This is a genomic window from Streptomyces sp. NPDC018045 (assembly GCF_044327445.1).
In the GTDB taxonomy this organism is placed as follows: domain Bacteria; phylum Actinomycetota; class Actinomycetes; order Streptomycetales; family Streptomycetaceae; genus Streptomyces.
In genome coordinates this window covers 1-21,593 of the sequence record NZ_JBIRFL010000004.1, presented here as the reverse complement: position 1 = coordinate 21,593, position 21,593 = coordinate 1, and the positions used below count along the sequence as shown (strand labels likewise).

Sequence of the window (21,593 nt, the reverse complement as noted above, 5' to 3'; positions counted from 1 at the left end):
CGGCCGGCCCCGGAGCGCCACCCCCGCGTCCACGGTCACCCACCGGCGCGTACCGGGGCCGAGCGCCCCTCCTCAAATCATCACATCATCGCTTCCGGTGAGATTTCTTCGGGGACGGTGCCACAACGGGGCGGGTTTTCCGGTTCATTGGAAGCAAGGGCTCCGCCCTCCCGCTGATGCCGGGGCCTGCCGGCCGCCCGGACCGCGGCGAACGGAACGAGGACTCCACGTGAGCACGTACCGGGACAGCCCCCTGCCGCCGTGCGTCCCCGCCCGCGGGCCCGGCGCCGGCCGGCGGGGGCGGCCGTGACCCGTGACCGGCCGCGAAGCCCGGCCGGTGATCCGCTGCGCCAGGCCGGCCGCCGGCTGGCCATCGCCTTCGAGGCGTTCCACGAGACGCACTACCGCAAATGGCTGGCCTACGCCTATCTGCACACCGGCAGCGAGGACGCCGCCCTGGAGGTGACCGGCTCCGCCTACCAGCGATTACGGCTGTGCTGGCCGTACGCGCTCAAACAGTCCTCGGTGGACTCCTACGCCTGGGCCGTCCTCAAGGAGTCCGTGGTCGACTGGCTCAGCCGGCACCGGCGCGCCACGGCCCTGACCCAGAGCGCCGCCTTCGCCGTCGTCACCCGCGCGCTGCTGCGTGAGTGCCGGCAACAGTTCGCCCTGCTGGAGAGCCAGTTGGGCCTGTACGAGGCGATCGCGCGGCTGCCCGAGCGGCAGTGCGACGTGATCGTGCTGCGCCATGTCGTCGGGTACTCCGACAGCCAGATAGCCGCCCTGCTCGGCGTCGACGAGGCCACCGTCCGCTCCCACGCGAGCCGGGGCAAGCGCAGGATCGCCGCCGCACTGGGCATCGAACCGGGCCCCACGAAGGGTAAGTGACCCATGCCGCACACCCACCAGGCCGGCCGGGACACCATCGAGTCCCTGCTGGCAGCCGCCGCCGACGTGCTCGCCGAGTCCTACGGCTCCTACGACACCGTGGCGGCCCGCGACCGGCTCGCCGGCGACACCTACGAGGACACCGGGACCGCGTACCCGTCCGGGCCGCGTCCGGACGCCCCGGCGCCCACCGTCTACCCGAGCGCCCACGACGAGGCCACCCACGAACTCGACCTGGCCTGCGCCCTGGTGGTCAACGCCGCCGCGGCGGCGGACAGCCTGGCCCGGCTGGTCGACGACCACCGGCTCGACCCCGAAGGCGCCCTGGTCTTCGGCTGCCTGCTGCACATCACGGGACGCGCCGAGGCCGCCGACTTCTGGTGGCGGTTCGGCGCCGGCGGCGGCAGCCGTACCGCCGCCTACTGCCTGTACCTCTCCCACCGCCGGCACGGCGAGTTCCGCGACGCGGCCCACTGGCGCACGCAGGCCGCCCACGACCCGGACGAGGAACCGCCGGCTCCGGTCGCCTTCGACGCCGGGCGACTGCTGCCGGACGCCGCCCGGCACGCGCTGCTCGTCCAGTGGCACAGCGGTCTCGCGCCCACGCTTCCCGCGGCCCTGGAGAACGTCATCAACCGCCTCACCGTCGTGGGCGACGACGAGGACTTCGGCGAGATCCCCCGCCCGTCGCCGACGCTCGTGGACGACTTGAGCCAGTGACCCGCCGGGCGGACGCCGCATGGACGCGGCGGACCCTGGCCGTCACCATCAGAACCGACGGCACCACCCGCACCGGAACCCGGCAGCGGGTCCGCCGCCCCGGGGCGGCACCCGCAGCGCACCGAGCGAGCCGACGGAAAGGCGTCCGCATGGAGCGACGTACGGCCACGGACCGCGGTACGGCCACGCACGGCGGCACGGCGGCCGGCCCCCTCCCCGAACGCGCCGACGTCGTCATCGTCGGCGGTGGCGTCCTCGGGGCGAGCATCGCGTTCCACCTGGCGGAGGCCGGGGTGCGCGGCGTACTGCTGCTGGAGCGCGACCGGCCCGCCGCCGGGTCCTCGGGCAAACCCATCGGCGGCGTCCGCGCCCAGTTCTCCGACCCGCTCAACATCCGCATCGGCCGGCGCAGCCTGGAGGCGTGGCGCGCGTTCGGCGAGCGGCCCGGCGCCGACATCGGCTTCGCGAGCGTGGGCTACCTCTTCCTGCTCGGAGACGCCACCGAACGCGCCCTGTTCGAGGAAGGAGTGGCGGCGCAGAACGCGCTCGGGGTGCCCAGCCGGATCATCGGCCCGGCCGCGGCCGCCGCGCTGTGCCCGTACCTCGATCCGGACGGCATCGTCGCCGCCGCGCACTGCCCGACCGACGGGTACGCGCGCCCGCGGGCGGCGGTGGCCGGCTACCTGCGCGCGGCCGCCCGGCACGGCGCGGTCATCCGTACGCACTGCCCCGTCACCGCGATCGACACCCGCGGCGGCGCCCTCGACGCGGTACGGACCCCGCGCGGGACCGTACACACCGGCGCGGTCATCTGCTGCGCGGGCGCCTGGTCGGCGGAGGTCGGCGCGATGGCCGGGGTACGGCTGCCGGTGACCCCGCTGCGCCGCCAGATCGCCTTCACCGGACCGCTGGCCGCCCCGCCGCCCCGCATCCCCTTCACCCTCGATTTCGCGTCCACCGCCTACTTCCACGACGACGGCGCGGGCGGACTGCTGATGGGCCTGTCGGATCCGCGCCAGGAGCCGGGCTTCGGCCGGGAGTTCAGCCGGGAGTGGCTGGAGCCCTTCCGCGCGGCCGTCGGCCGCCGGGCGCCCGCCCTGGCGGCGATGCCGGTCAGCCACGGCTGGGCCGGCCTCTACGAGACCACTCCCGACAACAACGCTCTCATCGGCGAGGCCGCGGACGTCCCCCGCTTCCTGTACGCCACCGGCTTCTCCGGCCACGGCTTCCTCCAGGCGCCCGCCGTGGGGGAACTGGTCCGCGATCTCTACCTGCGCCGCGAGCCGTTCCTCGACGTCGCCCCGCTGGCCGCCACCCGGTTCGACGCACCGTCCGCCGGTGCGGGGGAGGAGGGGAGCGCACGGCACGACGGTGCCCGCCCGGAGGCACACATCATCTGACGCCCGGCAACGCTTCGGAGGACCGCATGATCCCCACCTGGCGGCTGCGCGCCGCCTTCGCCCGTCGGCTGTCCGCCATGTACGGCGCCGAAGTCCCCGCGTACACCACCCTCCTGGAGGTGACGGGCGAGGTGAACGACGAGGTCGCGCGCCGCGACCCGGACGTCCGCCGGGACGCTCGGCGGGTCGCCGCGGAGCGGCACGGCGCCATCCGCGTCGGCACCCCCGGAGAACTGCGCCAGGCCGCCCAGGTGTTCGCCGCGCTGGGGATGCGCCCGGTGGGCTTCTACGACCTGCGGGACGCCGCCACGAGCGCGGTGCCGGTGGTCTCCACCGCCTTCCGGCCCGTCGAGCCGGACGAGCTGGACCGCAACCCCTTCCGCGTCTTCACCTCGATGCTCACCACCGCCGACCGCCGGTTCTTCGACGCCGGGCTCCAGGCCCGGCTGGAGACCTTCCTGGCCGGCCGCACCCTCTTCCCGCCCGAACTGCTCGCGCTCGCCGAACGCGCCGAACGCGAGCACGGCCTCGTACCGGACCAGGCCGAACGGTTCCTCACGCTGGCGGTCGCCGCCTTCGAACTGTCCCCCGAACCGGTGGACCGCGCCTGGTACCGCGAACTCGCCCGGATCTCCGCCGTCGCCGCCGACATCGGCGGCGTCACCAGCACCCACATCAACCACCTCACACCCCGCGTGCTGGACATCGACGTGCTGTACCGGCGGATGGCGGACCGTGGCATCACCATGATCGACGAGATCCAGGGGCCACCCCGCTGGGACGGCCCCGGCGTCCTGCTGCGGCAGACCTCCTTCCGCGCGCTGGACGAACCCCGCACCTTCCGCGAACCGGACGGCAGCCTGACCACCGGCGCGCTGCGGGTGCGGTTCGGTGAGGTCGAGGCACGGGGTATCGCACTGAGCCGTACGGGCCGCGCCCGCTACGACGCGCTCACCGCGGAGACGGACCGGCGGCTCGCCGCCGAAGACGGCGCGGCCACCCGGCAGGACGTGGCCCGCCCCCTCTGGGAGGCCGGTTTCCCGCGCTCGGAACGGGCCCTCGCCGCCGGAGGGCTGGGCTACTTCACGTACGCCCCGGCGGCCGCCCGCCCGCGCGACGGCCGGCGCCCGCCCGCCGACCTGGCCGGTCTGCTGGAACACGGCTGGCTGACCGCCCGCCCGATCGTCTACGAGGACTTCCTGCCCCGCTCGGCCGCCGGGATCTTCACCTCCAACCTGACCGGACACGGCACCCGGGACACCGCCCGCAGCGGCACGCACTACGACGGACACCGGCTCGCCGAAGCCATCGGCCGCCCCGTGCTCGACCCCTTCCAGATCTACGCCGCACAGCAGGACGCCTCGCTGCGGCGGGCGCTGGACGCACTGGGCGCGGACGACGCCCGCCGCAACCTGTGCCCCTCCTGACCGCCACGTCCCGCTCCACTCCGTCCCCGTCGTTCCCACCGTCCTCGCCCCCCCCGCCGAAGGAGCCACCCGCCGTGAGCACCCGTACCCAGCTCCCCAGCACCGCCGAACTCCGCGACCTGGCCGCCGACCGGCTGCGCCGCTGCGGCGTCGCCACCGTCCCGGAGGGCACCGGGATCACCGCCCGTACGCCGCTCACCGGCGGTGTCCTGTACCGGCTGCCCGCCGCCACCGCGAAGGAGACCGACGAGGCCGTGGCTGCGGCCGAGGCGGCGTTCCGCGAGTGGCGTACCGTTCCCGCACCGCGGCGGGGCGCGGTGGTCAAGCGATTCGGCGAGCTGCTCACCGAGCACCAGGACGCGCTCGCCGACCTGGTCACCGTCGAAGCCGGCAAGATCCGTTCCGAAGCGCTCGGCGAGGTACGGGAGATGACCGACGTCTGCGACTTCGCCGTGGGGCTGTCCCGGCAGCTCTACGGGCGCACCATGGCCTGCGAACGCCCCGGCCACCGCCTCGCGGAGACCTGGCACCCGCTCGGCGTGACCGGCGTGCTCTCCGCCTTCAACTTTCCCGTCGCCGTCTGGGCCTGGAACACCGCCGTGGCGCTGGTCTGCGGCGACCCGGTCGTGTGGAAGCCGTCCGAACGGACCCCGCTGACCGCCCTGGCCTGCGACGCCCTGCTGGCCCGCGCGATCGCCGACACGGGGGCGCCGGCCGCGCTGCACCGGCTGCTCCTCGGCGACCGGGAGACCGGCTCGCTGCTCGTCGACGACCCGCGGATCGCGCTGCTCAGCGCGACCGGCTCGGTCCGGATGGGGCGCGAGGTGGCCCCGCGGGTGGCCGCCCGCTTCGGCCGCTGCCTGCTCGAACTCGGCGGCAACAACGCGGCCGTGGTCACCCCCTCCGCCGACCTCGACCTCGCGGTGCGCGGCATCGTCTTCTCCGCCGCGGGCACGGCGGGCCAGCGCTGTACGACCCTGCGCCGGCTGATCGTGCACGAGGACGTCGCGGACCGCCTGACGGAGAAGATCGTGCACGCCTACCGCCAGTTGCCGGTCGGCAACCCGCTCGACGACGCCACCCTCGTCGGACCGCTGATCAGCCCGGCCGCTCACGCGGCCATGGCCAAGGCGCTGGACGCCGCGCGGGACGACGGCGGCACCGTGCTCACCGGAGGTGAGCCGCACCTCGCCGGCCAGGCGCCGGACGCCGCGTATGTGAGCCCGGCGGTCGTACGGATGCCGGCGCAGACCGCCGTCGTCCGCACGGAGACCTTCGCGCCCATCCTGTACGTGCTGACCTACCGCACCTTCGAGGAGGCCGTCGCCCTGCACAACGGTGTGCCCCAGGGCCTGTCGTCCAGCATCTTCACCGGGGACCAGCGCGAGGCCGAGCGTTTCCTCGCCGCCGACGGCTCCGACTGCGGCATCGCGAACGTCAACATCGGTACGTCGGGCGCGGAGATCGGCGGCGCGTTCGGCGGGGAGAAGGAGACCGGCGGCGGCCGGGAGTCCGGCTCCGACGCCTGGCGCTCGTACATGCGCCGGGTCACCACGACCGTCAACTACTCGGCGGACCTGCCGCTCGCGCAGGGCGTCAGCTTCCTCTAGAGGCGCCGACGGGCGCCCGCCGGCGCTCAGTTGAGGGCGCGGGCGGGCAGCAGCCGTTCGATCACGACGAAACGTTCGTCGAGCGGCGCGAGGCGCAGCAGGCGGCGGACCACGGGGCGCGGCCGGAGCAGCAGCAGGCGGCCCCCGCGGCCGGTCACCCGCTCGCGGAGCCGGCACAGCAGGGCCAGGCCGCTGCAGTCCATGAAGGTGACCTGGCACAGATTCACGATGACGGTGCCGGGCCGGGGCGGCAGCGCCTCACCGAGGGTGGGCTGGAGGGCCAGCGCCAGCGCGAGGTCGAGCTCACCCCTGAGGGCGATGACGAACTGGTCCCCGACCGCGTACGTGAGCAAGGCCCTGTCGGCGGTACGTTCGGTCATGGCGTCCCCCGTCGGATGCGCGGGCCGCTGAGCGGCTTCTGGCTGATCGCACCGGGGGCCGGGGTGCGGAAAAACCGTAGCGGGACGCGGACGAGGAGAATCGATCAGGCAAGGTCGTATCCCTCGAACGGGTGAAGCCTTGCGCTAGATCTTGACGAACGCCGGGGGTGACACACGTCCCGGGCCGGTGCCCTGACAGGCGGGGCCCGGCCCGGGACGGCACTCGATCAGGACTGTGGCGGCTGGTCCTGGCCCTGATCCTTGCCGAACTGGCCTCTGAGCTTCTCCTGGGCCGTGTCGACCTGGCCGCTGTACTTGCCCTGGGTCTTCTCGTCGAGCATGTCGCCGCCCTTGTCGATGCCCTTGTTGGCCTGGTCCTCGTGGCCCTTCAGCATCTGCTTGAGCTTGTCCATCATGGACATGAGTCGTCCTCCTCGCCACTGACGCCCCCACCCTTCCAGGGTCACCGGGTCCGGCCGGATCCGCATCCGGGATGCCGCGCGCCCGTACCCGGCGGGACCGGCGCGGAGAGCGCCGCTACGAAGAACGGCCCTGGAGACTGCGTACGGGGATGAGGCAGTGCGCGGAACTCTTGATCACGCTCTCGTCGCCCGCGAAGGCCCGCAGCATGTCCTCGCTGACCGGGCCGCCCGGCTTCGCCTCCGGCCACGGACGGGTGGCGAACATGCCGTACACCTGGCCCCGGTGGTCCGCCGCCGCCAGCCACTCCGGCGGCACCGGGCACTGCGCGCTGAAGATCGGCATCGTCAGCACCGCCCGCCCGGCCTCGACGATCAGCGTCAGCGGGAGGGAGGGGGTGCGGGAGGCGTCCTGGAGTTCGCCGCCGACCAGCAGCCCGGCCTGGCTGAGCATGGTGCCCATGACCTCCGACCCGGCCTCCGGGCCGTCCTTGCCGTCTCCGAGGGAGTAGGTGAGCAGGAAGGGTACGTCGTGACCGTCCTCGGGGTGCGCGCCGCTCCAGCCGATCATCATGAGCGTGCCCAGCTTGCTGTACGGGGGGGTGCCGGTGGTGGCCTGGGATGTGGTCATGGCGGGCACCTTAGTGACCTCGGAGCGCCGTCGTTCGCGCACTTCACCCGGTTGGCGGAGCCTCGTCGGCATCCCAGCCGAACGGGTCCCGAACGGTCACCCGTACCGGGGACCCCGGTGGCTCCGTACGCCACGGGAACGGCGGCGGCCGGGCCCCGCCGCCGGTTCGCGCCTCCGGCGTGCGGGCACCATGACGGCAGGCCCGGCAGCGGCACGGGACGCGGTGTTCCCGGGGGCCGGCGGTGCCGGAGGGGAGTGGGGCCGATGGACCTTTCCGAGGTGGAGTACCACGACCCCGACGACGCCGCGGGCGCGGAAGCCATGGCCGACTACGCCCGGCTGGCCTGCGAGCTGACCGGCATGGACCCCCGGTACGGCGTACCGGCGCTGGTCACCATCGCGCGGCGGGAGTCCTCGTACAACCACCCGCGCTGGCGGGTGAACACCACCGACGGCAACGCCTGGGGCCCGGTCATGTCCGACGGGCACCCGCGCAACTGCTCACGCGGCGCCACCCAGTGCGTCCCGCCGACCTTCGCCGCGTACCACCTGTGCGGCACCGCCCGGACGCCGTACGACGTGGTGGCCTGCATGAGCGCGACGATCGGCTACGTCCGCGACCGGTACGGCGTCGACGCGTCCGGCTCGAACTTCGCGGAGCGGGTGCAGCAGGCCGACCCGACCCGGCCGCCGAAGGGGTACTGACACCGCGCCGGGCGCCCCGCGCCGGGGGCGGCTCAGGCGATGGCGCCTTCCGTCCAGGCGCGGGCGAGGATCTCGTCCACGGTCTGCCCGACGGTCTGGTGTGTGGTGTCCAGCCACAGCCCGATCGGCGGGGTGTGCTCGCGCAGCGCCGAGTCCAGGTCGCGCACGCTCCAGTCGGGCCCGTACGCCGACTTGGGCCGGGCCGCCTCCCGCTGCTCGACCGCCGACGGGTCCGGGGCCAGCACGACCACCGCCAGCGGGCGGGTCCTGATGTGCTCGGCCATCTCGGTCAGGTGCTCGCCGAGCAGGATGTCCTGGGCGATCACGGTGAACCCGGCCTGGGCGTACTGGTCGGCGCAGGTGGCGGTGAGCCGGTGCCGCAGCCGCAGTTGGGCGAGGGCCGTCTCGCCGGCGTCCGGTGTCATCTCCGCCCGCCCCCGGACGACCATGCGCCGGAAGGTGTCCCCGCGCAGGTGCACCGACCGCGTCAGCCGCTCGGCGAGCGCCTGCGCCACGGTGGACTTCCCGGCCGCCTGAATGCCCGTCAGGACCACGACCCCGGGGCCGAGCCACGGCCCCTGGGGCGTGGCGGACGCGCTGGAGGTGGAGTGTGCCGTCATGGGGTCGACTGCCTTTCCGCGCGGAGGGTTTCGGCCGGCTGCGGAGCGCTGCGAGCCGCTTCGCGGGGGCATCGTAGCGCCGTGCCGATCAGGTCCGGTGCCGGTGGGGTGCGGCCTATCCGGGCAGTGCGCTTTCGCGGCGGCGTCCGGCCGCGTCCGAGCAGCCTCGCCGCCGGGCCGTCACCGCCGGGGACGCCGGGCCGCCGGGGGCTGCCAGGGCCGCCGGAGCCGTCACCGCCAGGGCCGCGGGCCGGGGGCCGGGGGGCCGCCCCCCGTCGCCGGGTGGTGTCACCCGGTGGCCGTCAGCCCGTCGATCATGCGGTTGAGGAGCCGGTCGAAGGTCGCGTCGGGGGAGGAGACGGCACCCGGGGCGGTGAGGGCCTCGGAAATCTTCGGGTGGCCGGCCGTGACGGCGGCGGAGCGCAGATAGCGGACCTGCGCGTCGTGGAAGGCGCGGCCGGTCGCGCCGGCCGTGTCCTCCTGGGCGAGTTCGTGGGTGACATGGCTCGCCACGAAGCCGGAGAGCAGGCTGAAGACCTCCAGTGCCGCCCGGGCGTCGAGCCCCGTGGGCGTGAGGACGGCGAGCGCGTACTCCAGGGCGGCGAGGGTGTTCGGGCCGAAGGTCCGCCGCGCGGGCAGCGCCGCGGGCAGCCAGGGGTGGCGCCGCATGAGGGCGCGCTGTTCGCGGAAGAAATCTCGCAGGTCCGCGCGCCAGTCGCCGGACGGCCCGGCCGGCAGCCGGTGGCCGCCGCTCGCCTGGTCGATCATCAGCTCCAGCAGCGTCTCCTTGTCGGGGACATAGCTGTAGAGGGACATCGTGCCGGCCCCGATCCGGGCCGCGACCGCGCGCATGGTGACGGCGCCGAGCCCTTCGGCGTCGGCGAGGGCGACGGCCGCGGCGGTGATCTCGGCGCGGCTGTGTGCCGGGGGGCGGCCGCGCCGGGGGCGCTCGGCCGGTGTCCAGAGCGCCTCCGGATCGACCCCGGCGGTACGGCCGGATGTGCCTGTACGGGTCACGGCAACCTCTCTCTGCTGTCCGCCGCCATCCAATCATCCGCTATTCTCGTACAACGTACGGAAAGTAGAGCGGGTCCGCACAGGAATCGAGGCACCGTGACGACGGCGACGCACCACCCCACCGCGAAGAAGCCACCCCTTTCGGCCCGGGCGGTGCGGCGCACCCTGCGCGGCATGCCCGCCAAGCGCCACGACGTCGGCCACGAACCCGGACTCGTGGTGCCCGCCGCCGACGGCAGCCCCCTGCTCACCGACCACTACTTCCCCCGCGCCGACGGCGACTTCCCCACCCTGCTGGTCCGCTCGCCGTACGGCCGCGGCATCCCGTGGGCGCCGATGTTCGGCGTCCTCTTCGCCGAACAGGGCTTCCATGTCATCCTGCAGAGCAGCCGCGGCACCGGAGGATCCGGTGGTGACTACACCCTGTGGCAGCACGAGGCCGCCGACGGCCGGGCGACCGTCGAGTGGCTGCGCCGGCAGCCCTGGTTCACCGGTGTCCTCGGCACGACGGGACCCAGCGCCCTCGGCTACGCCCAGTGGGCCCTCGCGGCCGACCCGCCGCCGGAACTGCGCGCCATGGTGGTCCAGGTCGGCGTGCACGACCTGCACGGATTCTTCTACCCCTCCGGCCCGTTCGCCCTGGAGAACGCCCTGGTCTCCGCCGTCGGCCGGATGTACAGCGACCGGGGCGCCCGGTCCCTCGCGCGGGCCGCGCTGCGCCTGCGACGCCACCTCCGGAAGGCCACCCGGACGCTGCCGCTCGGCGAGACGTACGTGCCCGGCCTCGGCGGCCGGGTGCCGTTCCTGGACGAGGCGATGGCCCGACCCGACCCGGACGACGCCCACTGGCAGGGCGCGGACGTCGGCGCGGCGGCCGCGCGCGCGACCGTACCGACCAGCCTGATCACCGGCTGGCACGACGTGTGCCTCGACCAGACGCTCCAGCAGTACGACCGGCTGCGCCGCGCCGGGTGCGACACCGCCCTGCTCGTCGGCCCCTGGACCCACAACTCCGCGATGCAGCGGGGCTGGCCGGAGGTCTTCGCCGAAACCCTCGCCTGGCTGCGGGCCCACCTGTGCGACGACCCGTCCGGCCTGCGCGGGACGAGGGTGCGCGTACACGTGGGCGGCCGCCAGGAGTGGCGCGACCTGCCCGACTGGCCTCCGGCGGCGCCGGACCACCGCTGGTTCCTCGACGGCGACGGTGCGCTGAGCCCCCGCGCGCCCAAGGCCGCACCGCCGCTGTCCTTTTGGTACGACCCGGCCGATCCGACGCCTTCCGTCGGCGGGCCGCTGCTCGGCCGGGCGGCCGGCCCCCGGGACAACGCCTCTCTGGAGGCCCGCGAGGACGTCCTGACCTTCACCACCCCGCCGCTCACCGGGCCGGTCGACGTCCTCGGCACGGTCACAGTGGAACTGCGGGCCGCCACGGACACCGGGTACGCCGATGTCTTCGCCCGGCTCTGCGACGTCGACGAACGGGGGCGGTCGGTCAACGTCTGCGACGGGATACGGCGGCTGGATCCCGGCGTGCCCGGGACGGCGGAGGTGGCGGTGGCGATGAGCCCCACCGCCCACACCTTCGCCGCCGGGCACCGGATCCGCCTCCAGATCAGCGGCGGCGCCCACCCGCGTTTCGCCCGCAACACGGGGACGGGCGAGCCGCTGGCGACGGCCACCCGGCTGGTGCCCGTCGAGATCACCCTGCACCATCCGTCGGCGCTGGTCCTGCCGCGGGCGGAAGCGGAGGCGGAGGCCGGGACTCAGACGAAGAAGGCGTTCATGCCGTCCACGTCGGACAGGTAGGTCTCGATGGCGGCGATCTTCCCGTCGCGCACGGTGCACACCGTGGACAGGTGCTCGTCCAGGACCAGGTCGCCGCGCTGCGCGGTGTTGTGCAGGGACAGCGCCATGTTGCGGGGGCTGACGAGGATGTGCAGCAGGGCGAAGTTCAGGCCGTACCCGGCGATCTTGCGGGCCCGCTCGACGACGGCGTCCGCGCCGCGTGCCGCGCCGGAGATGGTGTTGTCGCCGGGCAGCTCCCAGACCGCGTCCTCGTGCAGCAGCGAGCGGATCGCGTCCCAGTCGCCGGTGGCGAGCGCGGCGTGGAACTGCTTGCCGAGGGAGTAGTTGTCCTCGTAGACCGTCATGTGAGTGCTCCTTCAGGGAATGCGCGGGATGCGTGAGGTTGCGGAAGACGGGCACGGGCAGGTCGTTCCGTACGACCTGCCGAGGCGTCAGTTCGTATGTTCTAGAACTGTAGCAATGTAGCAATGGGGGAGGTGGTGGCGGGGAGGGGGCGGGGAGCCGGGCCGCGTGTCGGTCCGTCCGCGTACGCTCGGGGTATGGCCGTACTGAGTCACCCCGCCCGCGCCGAACTGCGCATCGCGGACGTCCTGGAGGCGTTCGCGCACCCGATCCGGCTGCGCATCGTGCACCGGCTCGCCCATGGAGCCGAGCGTTCCTGCGGCGAGCTGCTGCCCGAGGTGTCCAAGTCGACCGCCAGTCACCACTGGCGCGTATTGCGCGAGAGCGGCGTGCTCCATCAGCGGCGGGAGGGCCGTCGCCTGGTGATGCACCTGCGGCGCGAGGATCTGGAGGCGCGCTTCCCCGGGCTGCTGGACGTGGTGCTGGCCGCCGCCGGGGGCGACCCCGAGGTGGCGGTGGCCGAGGGGGCGGAGGCGGCCGGGGCGCTGCCCTCCTGACGCGTCCGGCCGCGCTGCCCCGGGCCCGGCAGGCGGGCGCTCCGTACGGGCGGTGCACCGTCCGGATGGTCCGTTCGGCGCGGTTTGTCCGCCGAGGGTGTGCCGCATGAGAGCCTGACGGCCGGGTACCGGCGAGGCCGGAGGTGGGCGCATGTCCGGTGCGGGAAGGCCCTCCGGGGCGACGGCGGTCATCGAACTGGCCGCCTGGTGGGCCGGGCTGGCCGCACTGTGGCTGGTACTGATCAGCGGCCCGGACCTGCTGGAGTGCCTCGTCGGCGCGGCCGCCGCCCTGCTCGGCGCGTGCGCCGCCCGCGCGGCCCGCAGAGCCGCGGCCGACGGCGCCGCCCGCACGCACCTGAAGGAAGGCCGGACGCGGTGAACGGCTGGCTGCTCGCCGCCGCGCTCCTGCTCGCCGTCGGCTTCGCGCCCACCGTGTGGGGCGCGGCGAGCGGCCCCGTACGGCGCCGGGTCATGGCGCAGAACCTCGCGACCCTGGCCGGCTGCCTGGTCATGCTGCTCCTCGCGCAGGGCTTCGCGCGGCCCTCGTACGTCGACCTCGCCCTGGTCCTCGCCGTCCTCGGCCCCGCCGGAACACTCGTCTACGCCCGGCTGCTCGCCGACGAACTGGCCGAGCCGCCGGGGCGCGACCGGATCGCCCGCGCCCTCGACCGCGCCATGACGCCGCTCGCCGCGCTCTCCGTACCCCTCGTGGTGCTGCCGCTGTGCGTCGCGACGGGGCCGGGCCGGGCGATGGTCAAGCTCCTGGCGATCGGAGCGCTGTTGGTCGGCGGCAACATCGTGTCCACGCGCGCGCTGTCCGCCCGGCCCGCCACCGGGGAGAAGGGCGGCGCGGCCGGTGACTGACGTGCTGATCGTGCTGGCCCTCGCGCTGGTGGCGGCGGCCGCGACCGCCGCCGTACTGGCCCGCGACCCGGTCCGGCAGTCGACCGTACTGGCCCTCCTCGGCATCGGCCTCGCCCTCCTCTTCGCCATCCTCCAGGCACCGGACGTCGCCCTGTCCCAGCTCGCCGTCGGCTCCGCCCTCACCCCGCTGATGCTGCTGCTCTCCGTACGGAAGGTACGGCGCAAGGGGGAGGAGGGCGGGGGGTGCCGGGACGCCGGGGGTGTGGGCGCGGGTGGCTCCGGTGGTGCGGGACGTGGCGCGGCTGGTGGTTCGGGGCAGGGTGGGTCCGGTGGTTCGGGGCAGGGCCAGGCCGATGGCTCGGGACGGGGGGAGCGGCGGTGAGCAGGCGGGTGCGGATGGGGGTGCTGGTGGTCGGCGGTCTGGGGCTGGCTGCCCTGCTGTTCGCCGCGAGCCTGGGGCTGCCGGAGTTCGGCGGCGACCGGCATCCGTACGGCGCACGGGCCGTCGCGGCGGCCCTCGCCCGGAACACCTCCAACGTCGTCGCGGCGGTCAACTTCGACCAGCGGGCGTTCGACACCCTGGGCGAGGAATCGATCCTCTTCTGCGCGGCGCTCGGCACCGTCGTCCTGCTCCGCCAGACGCGCGACGAGCACCGGGTACGCCCCGAACCGGCGCGCGTCGCCCCGCCCGTCCGCCGGTACGCGCTCATCGCGCTCCCCGTCACCCTGCTCATCGGCCTGTACGTCGTCGCACACGGCCAGCTCAGCCCCGGCGGCGGCTTCCAGGGCGGGGTGGTCGTCGCCACCGCCCTGCACCTGCTCTACATCGCCGTCGACTACCGCGCGCTGGAACGGATCAGACCGGTCGGCCTGTACGCGATGGCGGACGCGGCGGGGGAGGCCGCCTACCTCCTGCTGGGCGCCGCCGGCCTGGTCGCCGGGACCGCCTACCTGACCAACTTCCTCCCGTACGGCACCTTCGGCACGCTCGCCTCGGGCGGCACGGTCCCGCTGCTCAACGCGGCCATCGGGGTGGAGGTGGCCGGCGGGGTCGTGGTGCTGCTGGCTTCCTTCCTCGACCAGGCGGTGGAGATCGTGGACGCGGACGAGCGTGCCGACAGCGGGGGTGGCCGCTCTGGGGACGGCCGCTCCGGGGGCGCCGGCACGGAGGACGCCCGCTGCGAAGGTATCCGCTCCGAAGACGCCCGCCCTGAAGACGCCCGCCCTGAAGGCGCCCGCCGTGAAACCCACGGGACCGCCCGCCACGACACCCCTCCGCCCCCGGCCCCGTCCCCACCCTCACCCGAAGAGGAGCCGACATGAGCGTGCTGCCGTATCTCGTCGCCGGCTGGATCTTCCTGATCGGCTGTTACGGGCTGACCACCAGCCGCAACCTCATCCACGCCGTCGGCTGCCTCGCCGTCTGCCAGGCGTCCACGTACGTCCTGCTGCTCGCCATCGGCTACCGGGACGGCGGCACCGCGCCGGTCTTCTCCGACCTGGAGCCCGGCACGCGCCCGGTCGTCGACCCGGTCGTCCAGGCCCTGACGCTCACCGACGTGGTGGTGGGCGCGACGGTCACCGCGCTGCTGCTGGCCCTCGTCGTCCAGGTGGGCAAACGGCACGGCACCGTGAACCCGGACGAACTGTCGGAGCTGCGCGGGTGACACCGACCGGCGCGCTCCTGCCCTCCGCGGCCGCGACCCTCGGCCCCGCCGCCACCCTCCCGCTGATCGTGGCCACCCCGCTGCTCGGCGCCGCGTTCCTGGTGGCGGCCGGCCGCTGGATGCCGCGCCGGGCCACCGAGATCACGGGCACCGCCTTCGCGGCGGGTACGGCCGTACTCGCCCTGTCCGTCCTGCTGCGTGGCACACCCGCGGACGAACCGGGCGGACGAGCCGTCGAATGGCTCGGCGGCCGACGCCCGCACGGCGGCGCGGGCGTCGGCATCGTCCTGGTAGGAGACCGGATCGGCGTCGGCCTGGCCACCGTCACCTCGCTGCTCGTCGTCGCCGTCCTCGCGTACTCCTGGCGGTATTTCGACGAGCCGCCGCACCGCCAGGCAGGCACCTTCCCCGCCCTCGTGCTGATCTTCCAGGCGGGCATGTGCGGCTTCGCGCTCACCGGCGACCTCTTCAACGCGTTCGTCTTCTTCGAGCTGATGGGCGTCGTCGCGTACGCGCTCACCGGCTACCGCGTCGAGGAGAAACGCGCCGTCCAGGGCGCGCTCACCTTCGGCGTCGTCAACTCCCTCGGCGGTTACGCGACGCTGCTCGGCGTCGGCCTCCTGTACGGACGTACCGGCGAACTCGGCCTCGCCCAGATCGGCAGCCGGCTCGCGGCCCACGCGGACGGGACCGCCGGCGGTCCCTCCGGCACCCCTTCCGGCGGCTCCTCCGACGGGCCGGACTTCCTCGTCCTGACCGCCTTCGTCCTCGTCCTGACCGGCCTGCTCGTCAAGGCCGCGGCGGTCCCCTTCCACTTCTGGCTCCCGGACGCGCACGCGGTGGCGCCCACCCCGGTGTGCATGCTGCTGTCCGGCGTCATGGTCGAACTGGGCGTCTACGGGACGGCACGTGTCTACTGGACGGTCTTCGCGGGCCCCGGCGGCATCCCCACGGCAGACGCGCACCGCGTGCTGCTCACCCTCGGCACGCTCACCGCCGTCGTCGGCGCGCTCATGTGCTGGCAGCAGCGCCACCTCAAGCGGCTGCTGGCCTTCTCCACCGTCGCGCACACCGGCCTGTTCCTGATCGGCCTCGCCGTCATGACCCCCGCGGGCACGAGCGGTACGGCGCTGTACGTCCTCGGGCACGCGGGCGTCAAAGCCGCGCTGTTCGCCGCCATGGGCATCCTGCTCGACCGTTTCCGCAGCGTCGACGAACGCGAACTCCACGGCCGTGGCCGGGAACTGCCCCTGGTGGGAGTGGTCTGCGCCGTCGGCGGGCTGGCCCTGGCCGGACTGCCGCCCTTCGGTACGGCACTGGGCAAGGCGGTCACCGAGGAAGCGGCCGGGGGCTGGCAGGCGGCCCTGTTCGTGGTGGTGTCGGCGGTCACCGGGGGAGCGGTGCTGCGCGCCGTCGCCCGGGTCTTCCTGGGGCTGGGCGCCCGGTCCGACACCGCCGGCCAGGCGGAGGCCCGCGCGGACGAGACCAGCGGCAAGGACGAGGAACCGGAGACCGCGGGCCCGCTGAGCCGCATCCCGGACACCATGCTGGCGGTCCCGGTGGCGCTGCTGGCGGGCGCGCTGGCGGTGGGCCTCGTACCGGCGCTGCACGAGGCGGTCGGCCGGGCCGCGGACGCCTTCCTCGACCGGGCGGGTTACGCGGCCGCCGTCCTGCACACGCCCCCGGCCGCGTCCGTACCGACGCCCGGCCCGCACTGGTCCGTGGCGGGCGTGGGGCTCGGCCTGCTGTCCGCCGCCCTGGCCTGCGGCCTTGCCTGGTGGGCCGTGCGCCGCCCGCGGGACCCTGCCCAGCCCTCCCGCTGGGCAGCCCCCGTACGCCGCCTGCACTCCGGACACATCGGCGATTACGTCGCCTTCGTACTGGCCGGAATCGTCCTCGTAGCGGCCCTGCTCCTGCCGACACTCCCCTGAGGGAGCGGGGGTGGTGTGGGAGACGCGGGCGGGGCGGGTGATGCGGGCGCATGGGGCGCGGGAGGGGCGGGGCACGGGCGGGGCCGGTTCGGGGGCGGGGCCGACTCGGAGACGGGGCAGAAACGAATCCGCTACCCCGCCTCGTCACCGCCCCCAGCCCGCGTACCGCCACGGCTGTCGCTACCGCCACGGCTGTCGCTGCCGCTGCCGCTCAATCCTTCCGATACGAGTACGCCTCTCCGGCAGCCGCCGCGACCGCGTCCAGGTCCGCGCCCGTCGAAGCGGTCACCACGGCGGCCACCGCGCCCTCGACGAACGGCGCGTCCACCAGCCGTGTGCCCTCGGGCAGTTCGTCACCCTCGGCCAGCAGCGACTTGACGGTCAGTACGGCGCTCCCGAGGTCCACCAGGACCGCGACACCCGCGCCCCGGTCGACCTCCCGCGCCGCTTCCGTGATCAGCTCCGCACTGGTCCCGAGGCCGCCGTCCGGGGTGCCGCCGGCCGGCGCCACCGGCGCCTCGGCGCTGCCGCCCGCCAGGCCCACGGCCAGTTGCGCCACCGATTCGGCCACCGGCCCGCTGTGCGACACCAGCACGATGCCCACGTAAGAGGTGGCCGTGCCCGAGGTCTCCGTGCCGGAGGCGTCCGCGCCAGAGGTCTCCGCGCCGCTCACTTCGTCGCCTCCTGATCCGCCGTCTGCGCCAGCGCCGCGAACAGCAGGGCCGACGAGGTCGCCCCCGGGTCCTGGTGGCCGATGCTGCGTTCCCCGAGGTAGCTCGCCCTGCCCTTGCGGGCCTGGAGCGGCACGGTGGCCTCCGCGCCCCGCCCGGCAGCCTCGGCGGCAGCCGCGAAGGACGTGGCCAGCGCCTCGACGGCGGGGTCCAGCGCGTCGAGCATCGTCGCGTCACCGGGCGCGGACCCGCCCAACTGGGCGACGGCGTCCACCCCGGTGCGCAGCGCCGCGCGCAGCTCGTCGGCGGTGACGTCGTCGGCGTCACCGAGCGCCTTGCCCGTACGCCGCAACAGCGTCCCGTACAGCGGCCCCGACGCACCGCCCACCGTGGAGATCAACTGCCGTCCCGCCGTCGTCAGCACGGCACCGGGCGTCTGTGGCGGCTCGGCTTCGAGAGTCTTGACGACGGCGGCGAAGCCGCGCTGGAGGTTGCTGCCGTGATCGGCGTCGCCGATGGCGGAATCCAGGTCGGTGAGACGGGTGGCTTCCCGGTCGACGGAGGCGGCGGCCGCCGCCATCCAGCGCAGAAAGAACCCGGCATCCAGTGCCGTTTCGGACACGAACTGCTCCTCTGGTCGTACGTGCGCGTGCGACGTCACGGCACAGCCTTCACCTGTGCGGGTGAACGTCCCCACCAGTGTGTACGCCGTCACCGGTCTCCACGCGCATACGCGCCGCCCGCGAGCCCATCCCCGAACGCCTCCGCACACCCCACCACATCAAAATGGGAGCCCGACGCCCGACCGGAGGCCCGCCCGTCTGGACCGGAGGTTCGCCCGCCCGGACGGGAGGCCCGACGCATGACCGGTGGCCCGCCCGCCCGGACGGAGGCCCGTCCATCTGGACCGGAGACCCGTCGCCTGACCGGAGTTCCGCCCCTGGCCGGAGGCCCGTCCCCCCGGACCGGAGTTCCGCCCCTTCGGACCGAGGATTCGCCCAGCCCGACCGGTAGCCCGACCGGTAGCCCGACGGGCGCGGTCACCCGCCTCCCCACCCCACCCCCACCCAGCGGAGCCCGTCCACCCCTACGCCTCAGCGCCCCCACCGCAGTCCGGGCGTCTGCACCGGTGCGTCCCACAGCCGCAGCAGTTCCTCGTCGGCCTGGCACAGCGTCACCGAGCAGCCGGCCATGTCGAGCGAGGTGACGTAGTTCCCGACCAGCGTACGAGCGACCGGCACACCCCGCTCACCGAGCACCCGGTGCACCTCGGCGCCGAACCCGTACAGCTCCAGCAGCGGTGTGCCGCCCATGCCGTTGACCAGCGCCAGCACCGGCTGCCGGGGGCCGAGGTCGGCCAGCACCGCGTCCACCGCGTAGTCCGCGATCTCGCGTGCCGTCATCATCGGCCGCCGCTCGCGCCCAGGCTCGCCGTGAATGCCCACACCCAACTCCAGCTCACCGGTCGGCAGGTCGAACATCGGCCCGCCCTTGGCCGGCGTGGCGCACGCGCTGAGCGCCACGCCGAAGCTGCGCGAGGACTCCACAACCTGGCGCGCCAGCTCCGCCACCCGATCCAACGACGCGCCCTCCTCGGCCGCCGCCCCCGCGATCTTCTCGACGAACAGCGTCGCCCCGGTGCCCCGGCGCCCGGCCGTGTGCGTCGAGTCCGCCACCGCCACATCGTCGTTCACCAGCACGCTGGCGACCCGTACCCCCTCGTCCTCCGCCAGCTCGGCGGCCATCTGGAAGTTGAGCACGTCACCGGTGTAATTCTTCACGAGGAACAGCACACCCTCACCGCTGTCCACCGCCGCGGCGGCCCGCACCATCTGGTCGGGCACGGGCGAGGTGAACACCTCCCCGGGACACGCGGCATCCAGCATCCCCGGCCCCACGAACCCCCCGTGCAACGGCTCGTGCCCACTCCCCCCACCCGAAACCAACGCCACCTTCCCAGCCACCGGCGCGTCCCGCCGCACCACCACCCGGTTCTCGACATCCACAACCAACTCCCGATGCGCAGCCGCCATACCGCGCAGCGCGTCGGCGACAACGGTTTCGGGAACGTTGATGAGCATCTTCATGTGGGCTCCTCGGCTGCTCGAAGAATTCGGCGATAACCCGCAATTTGGCAGGTCAGAGGTGGTGGAAGGCCTAGTTGCGCATGGCGGCCTCCGTCAGTGCTGATGCTGACCCAATGCCGACTCTACTGACGGCGCGTCACTTACTGTGTAAGTTACTCAGCGTGACGCCCTCAGGATATGCAGAGGCGCCGGAGGTGACACAAGGCCTGGAGGGTAGAGGGCACGAGCCCTCTACGCAGCGGCGCCTTGGAACACGCCTTGCCCGGGACCAACCCCGCACGCGCGGGGACGACACGGTGATTGCAGGCTCTGCAATCACCGTACAGGGACCAACCCCGCACGCGCGGGGACGACAGGTCGTGGCCAGCGGGTTCGTCAGGCGAGGTGGCGGGTTTTGCTTACTTTCGCGGGTTCCGGCAAAACGGGCACATGTGATGGCGTTGACGGGCTGCTCCGCTCACGCAGGGTGTGGGCTCTGCATGCGTTGCCCGGCCCCGTCCCGGCCGGGCAGGCCGGTAGGAGGCCCTCATGGAGGGGGCCCCGAGGACACCCTCGCGCACGCCCGAATCGTACTCCTGGGGTAGCGGTCAGCTCCGCGCACCCGCGTGCCCAACTCGACGCGCTGCCACGGCGCGCCCCCGGCTTCCGTCATAGGCAGGTGGCTTACGCGTCGTAGTCGTCCCGGGCACGGTCAGCCATCTTCCGCTCGTCGCGGAGGGCGGTGGGCGTGCCCGGCGGGTCGAGCCATCGGGTCGGCAGGCCTGTATGCGCCAGGGTGGCGGGTGGTTTCACCCGTTGGTCATCCGGATCGTGGAACGAAGCGTCGGTTCGGAAGTTGCCTCTCGGAATTCAGGGCCTACTCCCGGCCGTTGCTGAGCGGCAGTCCGTACTTGGCGGTGGATCGAACCGCCGCCCTCGTGCGGAACGCAGTCGAATCTCCGCAGCGAACGCCCCAGGGGCGGGCGCTACCCGGTCGCGTCCCGCGCAGCCGTGTCAGTGTCGGCGTTGCTGCTGTCGTGGCGGAGGGCCTTATGTGACCAGCAGGCAGCGCACGTAGACAACACCGGGCGCGCTCGCCTTGACGTGCCAACTGCGGTTACCGTCCGGCCGTGACTCGAAGGCGTGCCCGTCTTCCCTGAGGGCGTACCCGCCCCCGGTGGTCTGGGCGCGCCGGTTCGGGCAGGTGACGGTTCCCTCGAAGGTGCCGTCGCTGGTGAATTCGAGCGCGGCCTGGTGCGTGGTCACGGTCGCGGCACGTGGCGCAGGCTCCGTGCCGCCGGCGGGTACCGCCGGACCGGCCAGCGCGGTTCCGGCGCCGACGGCGGACATCAGGGCGCTGGTCAGGGTGAGGGCTGCAAGGCGGCGGAGTCGGGGGCGGTTCATGCGCTCTCCTCGGGTCAGCTCTGCTTCTCGTACGAGAAACCTCGGCCGCAGAGAACGCGCCTAACCCGAACGTGCCCCCGCTTCCCCCGTCCCGGTCAGGTGACGAACACGGATGCCGATTCGGTCCGGCCCTACCTGGTAGTTGCCGGCGCTGTCCAGGGTGCCGTGCCGCAGTGCCGGCGGGCGTCGTCGACCGACATCCGGTCATCCCCGGGGGAGGACACGTCGCCCCCCCCGTGACTGGTTTGCTCGTCCGCAGTCCGCAGTCCGCAGTCCGCAGTCCGCCAGCCGCTAGGGTCTGTTGTGTAAGTGCTGGTCGCAGCCACTCGTTGCGGACTGCGACCAGCACGCTCGCCTCGTAGCGGACCGCGACCTTGTCCCACCTCGTGGCTACAGCCCGGTGGCGCTTGAGGCGGTTGCTCCCGCACTCGACCGCGTGCCGCTGCTTGTCGTCGTCCTGGTCGAACT

General features: G+C 73.8%; 23 protein-coding genes and 1 pseudogene. 14 read left to right on the top strand and 10 right to left on the bottom strand.

From position 1 onward, the window contains the following. The first annotated feature begins 306 nt into the window (after positions 1-306). The 5 genes from ACH4EB_RS10935 (at position 307) to ACH4EB_RS10915 (ending at position 6,045) form a co-directional block, all read left to right on the top strand. Positions 307-888, top strand: a complete 582-nt coding sequence (locus tag ACH4EB_RS10935) for an RNA polymerase sigma factor (protein ID WP_398347094.1) — start codon at positions 307-309, stop codon at positions 886-888. Positions 889-891: 3 nt separating this feature from the next. Beyond that, positions 892-1,608, top strand: a complete 717-nt coding sequence (locus ACH4EB_RS10930) for a hypothetical protein (RefSeq protein WP_398347093.1) — start codon at positions 892-894, stop codon at positions 1,606-1,608. 149 nt (positions 1,609-1,757) lie between these two features. Continuing rightward, the gene (locus ACH4EB_RS10925) at positions 1,758-3,008 is read left to right on the top strand and encodes an NAD(P)/FAD-dependent oxidoreductase (RefSeq protein ID WP_398347092.1); all 1,251 of its coding nucleotides are present in this window, start codon (positions 1,758-1,760) and stop codon (positions 3,006-3,008) included. A gap of 26 nt (positions 3,009-3,034) precedes the next feature. Beyond that, positions 3,035-4,435: a 2-oxoadipate dioxygenase/decarboxylase family protein gene (locus ACH4EB_RS10920; protein ID WP_398347091.1), complete on the top strand. Its 1,401-nt coding sequence runs from the start codon at positions 3,035-3,037 to the stop codon at positions 4,433-4,435. Between the two features lie 74 nt (positions 4,436-4,509). After that, entirely contained in the window at positions 4,510-6,045 is a 1,536-nt protein-coding gene (locus tag ACH4EB_RS10915) for an aldehyde dehydrogenase family protein (RefSeq protein ID WP_398347090.1), read from the top strand. Between the two features lie 26 nt (positions 6,046-6,071). Here ACH4EB_RS10915 and ACH4EB_RS10910 read toward each other — a convergent pair whose 3' ends face one another. The 3 genes from ACH4EB_RS10910 to ACH4EB_RS10900 all read right to left on the bottom strand — a co-directional run bounded on the left by ACH4EB_RS10910 (position 6,072) and on the right by ACH4EB_RS10900 (position 7,475). Next, on the bottom strand, positions 6,072-6,425 hold the full coding sequence (locus ACH4EB_RS10910; protein ID WP_398347089.1) for an anti-sigma factor antagonist: 354 nt from the start codon (positions 6,423-6,425) through the stop codon (positions 6,072-6,074). A 227-nt stretch (positions 6,426-6,652) separates the two neighbouring features. Further along, entirely contained in the window at positions 6,653-6,847 is a 195-nt protein-coding gene (locus tag ACH4EB_RS10905) for an antitoxin (protein WP_398347088.1), read from the bottom strand. Positions 6,848-6,962: 115 nt separating this feature from the next. After that, positions 6,963-7,475 carry a DUF5949 family protein gene (locus ACH4EB_RS10900; protein ID WP_398347087.1) on the bottom strand — a complete coding sequence of 171 codons (513 nt, stop codon included), beginning with the start codon at positions 7,473-7,475 and terminating at the stop codon, positions 6,963-6,965. A 264-nt stretch (positions 7,476-7,739) separates the two neighbouring features. Between ACH4EB_RS10900 and ACH4EB_RS10895 the strand changes: the two genes are divergently transcribed. Next, positions 7,740-8,180: a hypothetical protein gene (locus tag ACH4EB_RS10895; protein ID WP_398347086.1), complete on the top strand. Its 441-nt coding sequence runs from the start codon at positions 7,740-7,742 to the stop codon at positions 8,178-8,180. Between the two features lie 32 nt (positions 8,181-8,212). Here the strand turns inward: ACH4EB_RS10895 and ACH4EB_RS10890 are convergent, their stop codons facing one another. Then, the gene (locus ACH4EB_RS10890; protein ID WP_398347085.1) at positions 8,213-8,800 is read right to left on the bottom strand and encodes an AAA family ATPase; all 588 of its coding nucleotides are present in this window, start codon (positions 8,798-8,800) and stop codon (positions 8,213-8,215) included. Between the two features lie 288 nt (positions 8,801-9,088). Then, positions 9,089-9,817, bottom strand: coding sequence for a TetR/AcrR family transcriptional regulator (locus ACH4EB_RS10885; RefSeq protein WP_398347084.1), 729 nt, complete (start codon positions 9,815-9,817; stop codon positions 9,089-9,091). 96 nt (positions 9,818-9,913) lie between these two features. On the opposite strand from ACH4EB_RS10885, the gene ACH4EB_RS10880 reads away from it, so the two are divergent. Further along, a complete protein-coding gene (locus tag ACH4EB_RS10880; protein ID WP_398347083.1) occupies positions 9,914-11,623 on the top strand; it encodes a CocE/NonD family hydrolase in 1,710 nt (569 codons plus the stop codon). Here ACH4EB_RS10880 and ACH4EB_RS10875 read toward each other — a convergent pair. Next, positions 11,581-11,967, bottom strand: a complete 387-nt coding sequence (locus tag ACH4EB_RS10875) for a nuclear transport factor 2 family protein (RefSeq protein ID WP_398347082.1) — start codon at positions 11,965-11,967, stop codon at positions 11,581-11,583. The two genes, ACH4EB_RS10880 and ACH4EB_RS10875, sit on opposite strands and share 43 nt — an antisense overlap. Positions 11,968-12,162: 195 nt before the next feature. On the opposite strand from ACH4EB_RS10875, the gene ACH4EB_RS10870 reads away from it, so the two are divergent. From ACH4EB_RS10870 to ACH4EB_RS10840, 7 genes and pseudogenes are all read left to right on the top strand, one after another. Next, positions 12,163-12,522 (top strand): ArsR/SmtB family transcription factor, encoded by a 360-nt coding sequence (locus ACH4EB_RS10870; RefSeq protein ID WP_398347081.1) that lies wholly within the window; start codon positions 12,163-12,165, stop codon positions 12,520-12,522. Between the two features lie 151 nt (positions 12,523-12,673). Then, positions 12,674-12,901 carry a hypothetical protein gene (locus ACH4EB_RS10865; protein ID WP_398347080.1) on the top strand — a complete coding sequence of 76 codons (228 nt, stop codon included), beginning with the start codon at positions 12,674-12,676 and terminating at the stop codon, positions 12,899-12,901. Then, positions 12,898-13,386 carry an MrpF/PhaF family protein gene (locus ACH4EB_RS10860; RefSeq protein ID WP_398347079.1) on the top strand — a complete coding sequence of 163 codons (489 nt, stop codon included), beginning with the start codon at positions 12,898-12,900 and terminating at the stop codon, positions 13,384-13,386. Before ACH4EB_RS10865 ends, ACH4EB_RS10860 begins: the two co-directional genes overlap by 4 nt. Next, positions 13,379-13,768 carry a Na(+)/H(+) antiporter subunit B gene (locus ACH4EB_RS10855; RefSeq protein WP_398347078.1) on the top strand — a complete coding sequence of 130 codons (390 nt, stop codon included), beginning with the start codon at positions 13,379-13,381 and terminating at the stop codon, positions 13,766-13,768. Before ACH4EB_RS10860 ends, ACH4EB_RS10855 begins: the two co-directional genes overlap by 8 nt. Further along, positions 13,765-14,505: pseudogene (gene mbhE, locus ACH4EB_RS10850) on the top strand (hydrogen gas-evolving membrane-bound hydrogenase subunit E); the annotation flags it as partial. The gene ACH4EB_RS10855 and the pseudogene mbhE, both read left to right, overlap by 4 nt. A 200-nt stretch (positions 14,506-14,705) precedes the next feature. Continuing rightward, complete coding sequence (locus tag ACH4EB_RS10845) at positions 14,706-15,053, top strand: sodium:proton antiporter (protein ID WP_398347077.1); 348 nt, start codon at positions 14,706-14,708, stop codon at positions 15,051-15,053. Next, a complete protein-coding gene (locus ACH4EB_RS10840) occupies positions 15,050-16,984 on the top strand; it encodes a complex I subunit 5 family protein (protein WP_398347076.1) in 1,935 nt (644 codons plus the stop codon). Before ACH4EB_RS10845 ends, ACH4EB_RS10840 begins: the two co-directional genes overlap by 4 nt. Positions 16,985-17,195: 211 nt before the next feature. On the opposite strand, the gene ACH4EB_RS10835 is transcribed toward ACH4EB_RS10840, so the two are convergent. The 4 genes from ACH4EB_RS10835 to ACH4EB_RS10820 form a co-directional block, all read right to left on the bottom strand. Then, positions 17,196-17,588: a PTS-dependent dihydroxyacetone kinase phosphotransferase subunit DhaM gene (locus ACH4EB_RS10835; protein ID WP_398347601.1), complete on the bottom strand. Its 393-nt coding sequence runs from the start codon at positions 17,586-17,588 to the stop codon at positions 17,196-17,198. A 65-nt stretch (positions 17,589-17,653) separates the two neighbouring features. Continuing rightward, a complete protein-coding gene (gene dhaL / locus ACH4EB_RS10830; protein WP_398347600.1) occupies positions 17,654-18,235 on the bottom strand; it encodes a dihydroxyacetone kinase subunit DhaL in 582 nt (193 codons plus the stop codon). A gap of 514 nt (positions 18,236-18,749) precedes the next feature. Then, positions 18,750-19,742, bottom strand: coding sequence for a dihydroxyacetone kinase subunit DhaK (dhaK, locus tag ACH4EB_RS10825; protein ID WP_398347075.1), 993 nt, complete (start codon positions 19,740-19,742; stop codon positions 18,750-18,752). A 1,029-nt stretch (positions 19,743-20,771) separates the two neighbouring features. After that, entirely contained in the window at positions 20,772-21,125 is a 354-nt protein-coding gene (locus tag ACH4EB_RS10820; RefSeq protein ID WP_398347074.1) for a hypothetical protein, read from the bottom strand. Between the last annotated feature and the right edge of the window lie 468 nt (positions 21,126-21,593).

Bases quoted from the DNA above. Each gene is read 5' to 3' on its own strand.
- ACH4EB_RS10930 (WP_398347093.1), top strand. From the start codon at position 892: ATGCCGCACACCCACCAGGCCGGCCGGGACACCATCGAGTCCCTGCTG.
- ACH4EB_RS10925 (WP_398347092.1), top strand. From the start codon at position 1,758: ATGGAGCGACGTACGGCCACGGACCGCGGTACGGCCACGCACGGCGGC.
- ACH4EB_RS10920 (WP_398347091.1), top strand. From the start codon at position 3,035: ATGATCCCCACCTGGCGGCTGCGCGCCGCCTTCGCCCGTCGGCTGTCC.
- ACH4EB_RS10910 (WP_398347089.1), bottom strand. From the start codon at position 6,425: ATGACCGAACGTACCGCCGACAGGGCCTTGCTCACGTACGCGGTCGGG.
- ACH4EB_RS10905 (WP_398347088.1), bottom strand. From the start codon at position 6,847: ATGTCCATGATGGACAAGCTCAAGCAGATGCTGAAGGGCCACGAGGAC.
- ACH4EB_RS10900 (WP_398347087.1), bottom strand. From the start codon at position 7,475: ATGACCACATCCCAGGCCACCACCGGCACCCCCCCGTACAGCAAGCTG.
- ACH4EB_RS10895 (WP_398347086.1), top strand. From the start codon at position 7,740: ATGGACCTTTCCGAGGTGGAGTACCACGACCCCGACGACGCCGCGGGC.
- ACH4EB_RS10890 (WP_398347085.1), bottom strand. From the start codon at position 8,800: ATGACGGCACACTCCACCTCCAGCGCGTCCGCCACGCCCCAGGGGCCG.
- ACH4EB_RS10875 (WP_398347082.1), bottom strand. From the start codon at position 11,967: ATGACGGTCTACGAGGACAACTACTCCCTCGGCAAGCAGTTCCACGCC.
- ACH4EB_RS10870 (WP_398347081.1), top strand. From the start codon at position 12,163: ATGGCCGTACTGAGTCACCCCGCCCGCGCCGAACTGCGCATCGCGGAC.
- ACH4EB_RS10865 (WP_398347080.1), top strand. From the start codon at position 12,674: ATGTCCGGTGCGGGAAGGCCCTCCGGGGCGACGGCGGTCATCGAACTG.
- ACH4EB_RS10845 (WP_398347077.1), top strand. From the start codon at position 14,706: ATGAGCGTGCTGCCGTATCTCGTCGCCGGCTGGATCTTCCTGATCGGC.
- dhaL (WP_398347600.1), bottom strand. From the start codon at position 18,235: ATGGCGGCGGCCGCCGCCTCCGTCGACCGGGAAGCCACCCGTCTCACC.
- dhaK (WP_398347075.1), bottom strand. From the start codon at position 19,742: ATGAAGATGCTCATCAACGTTCCCGAAACCGTTGTCGCCGACGCGCTG.
- ACH4EB_RS10820 (WP_398347074.1), bottom strand. From the start codon at position 21,125: ATGAACCGCCCCCGACTCCGCCGCCTTGCAGCCCTCACCCTGACCAGC.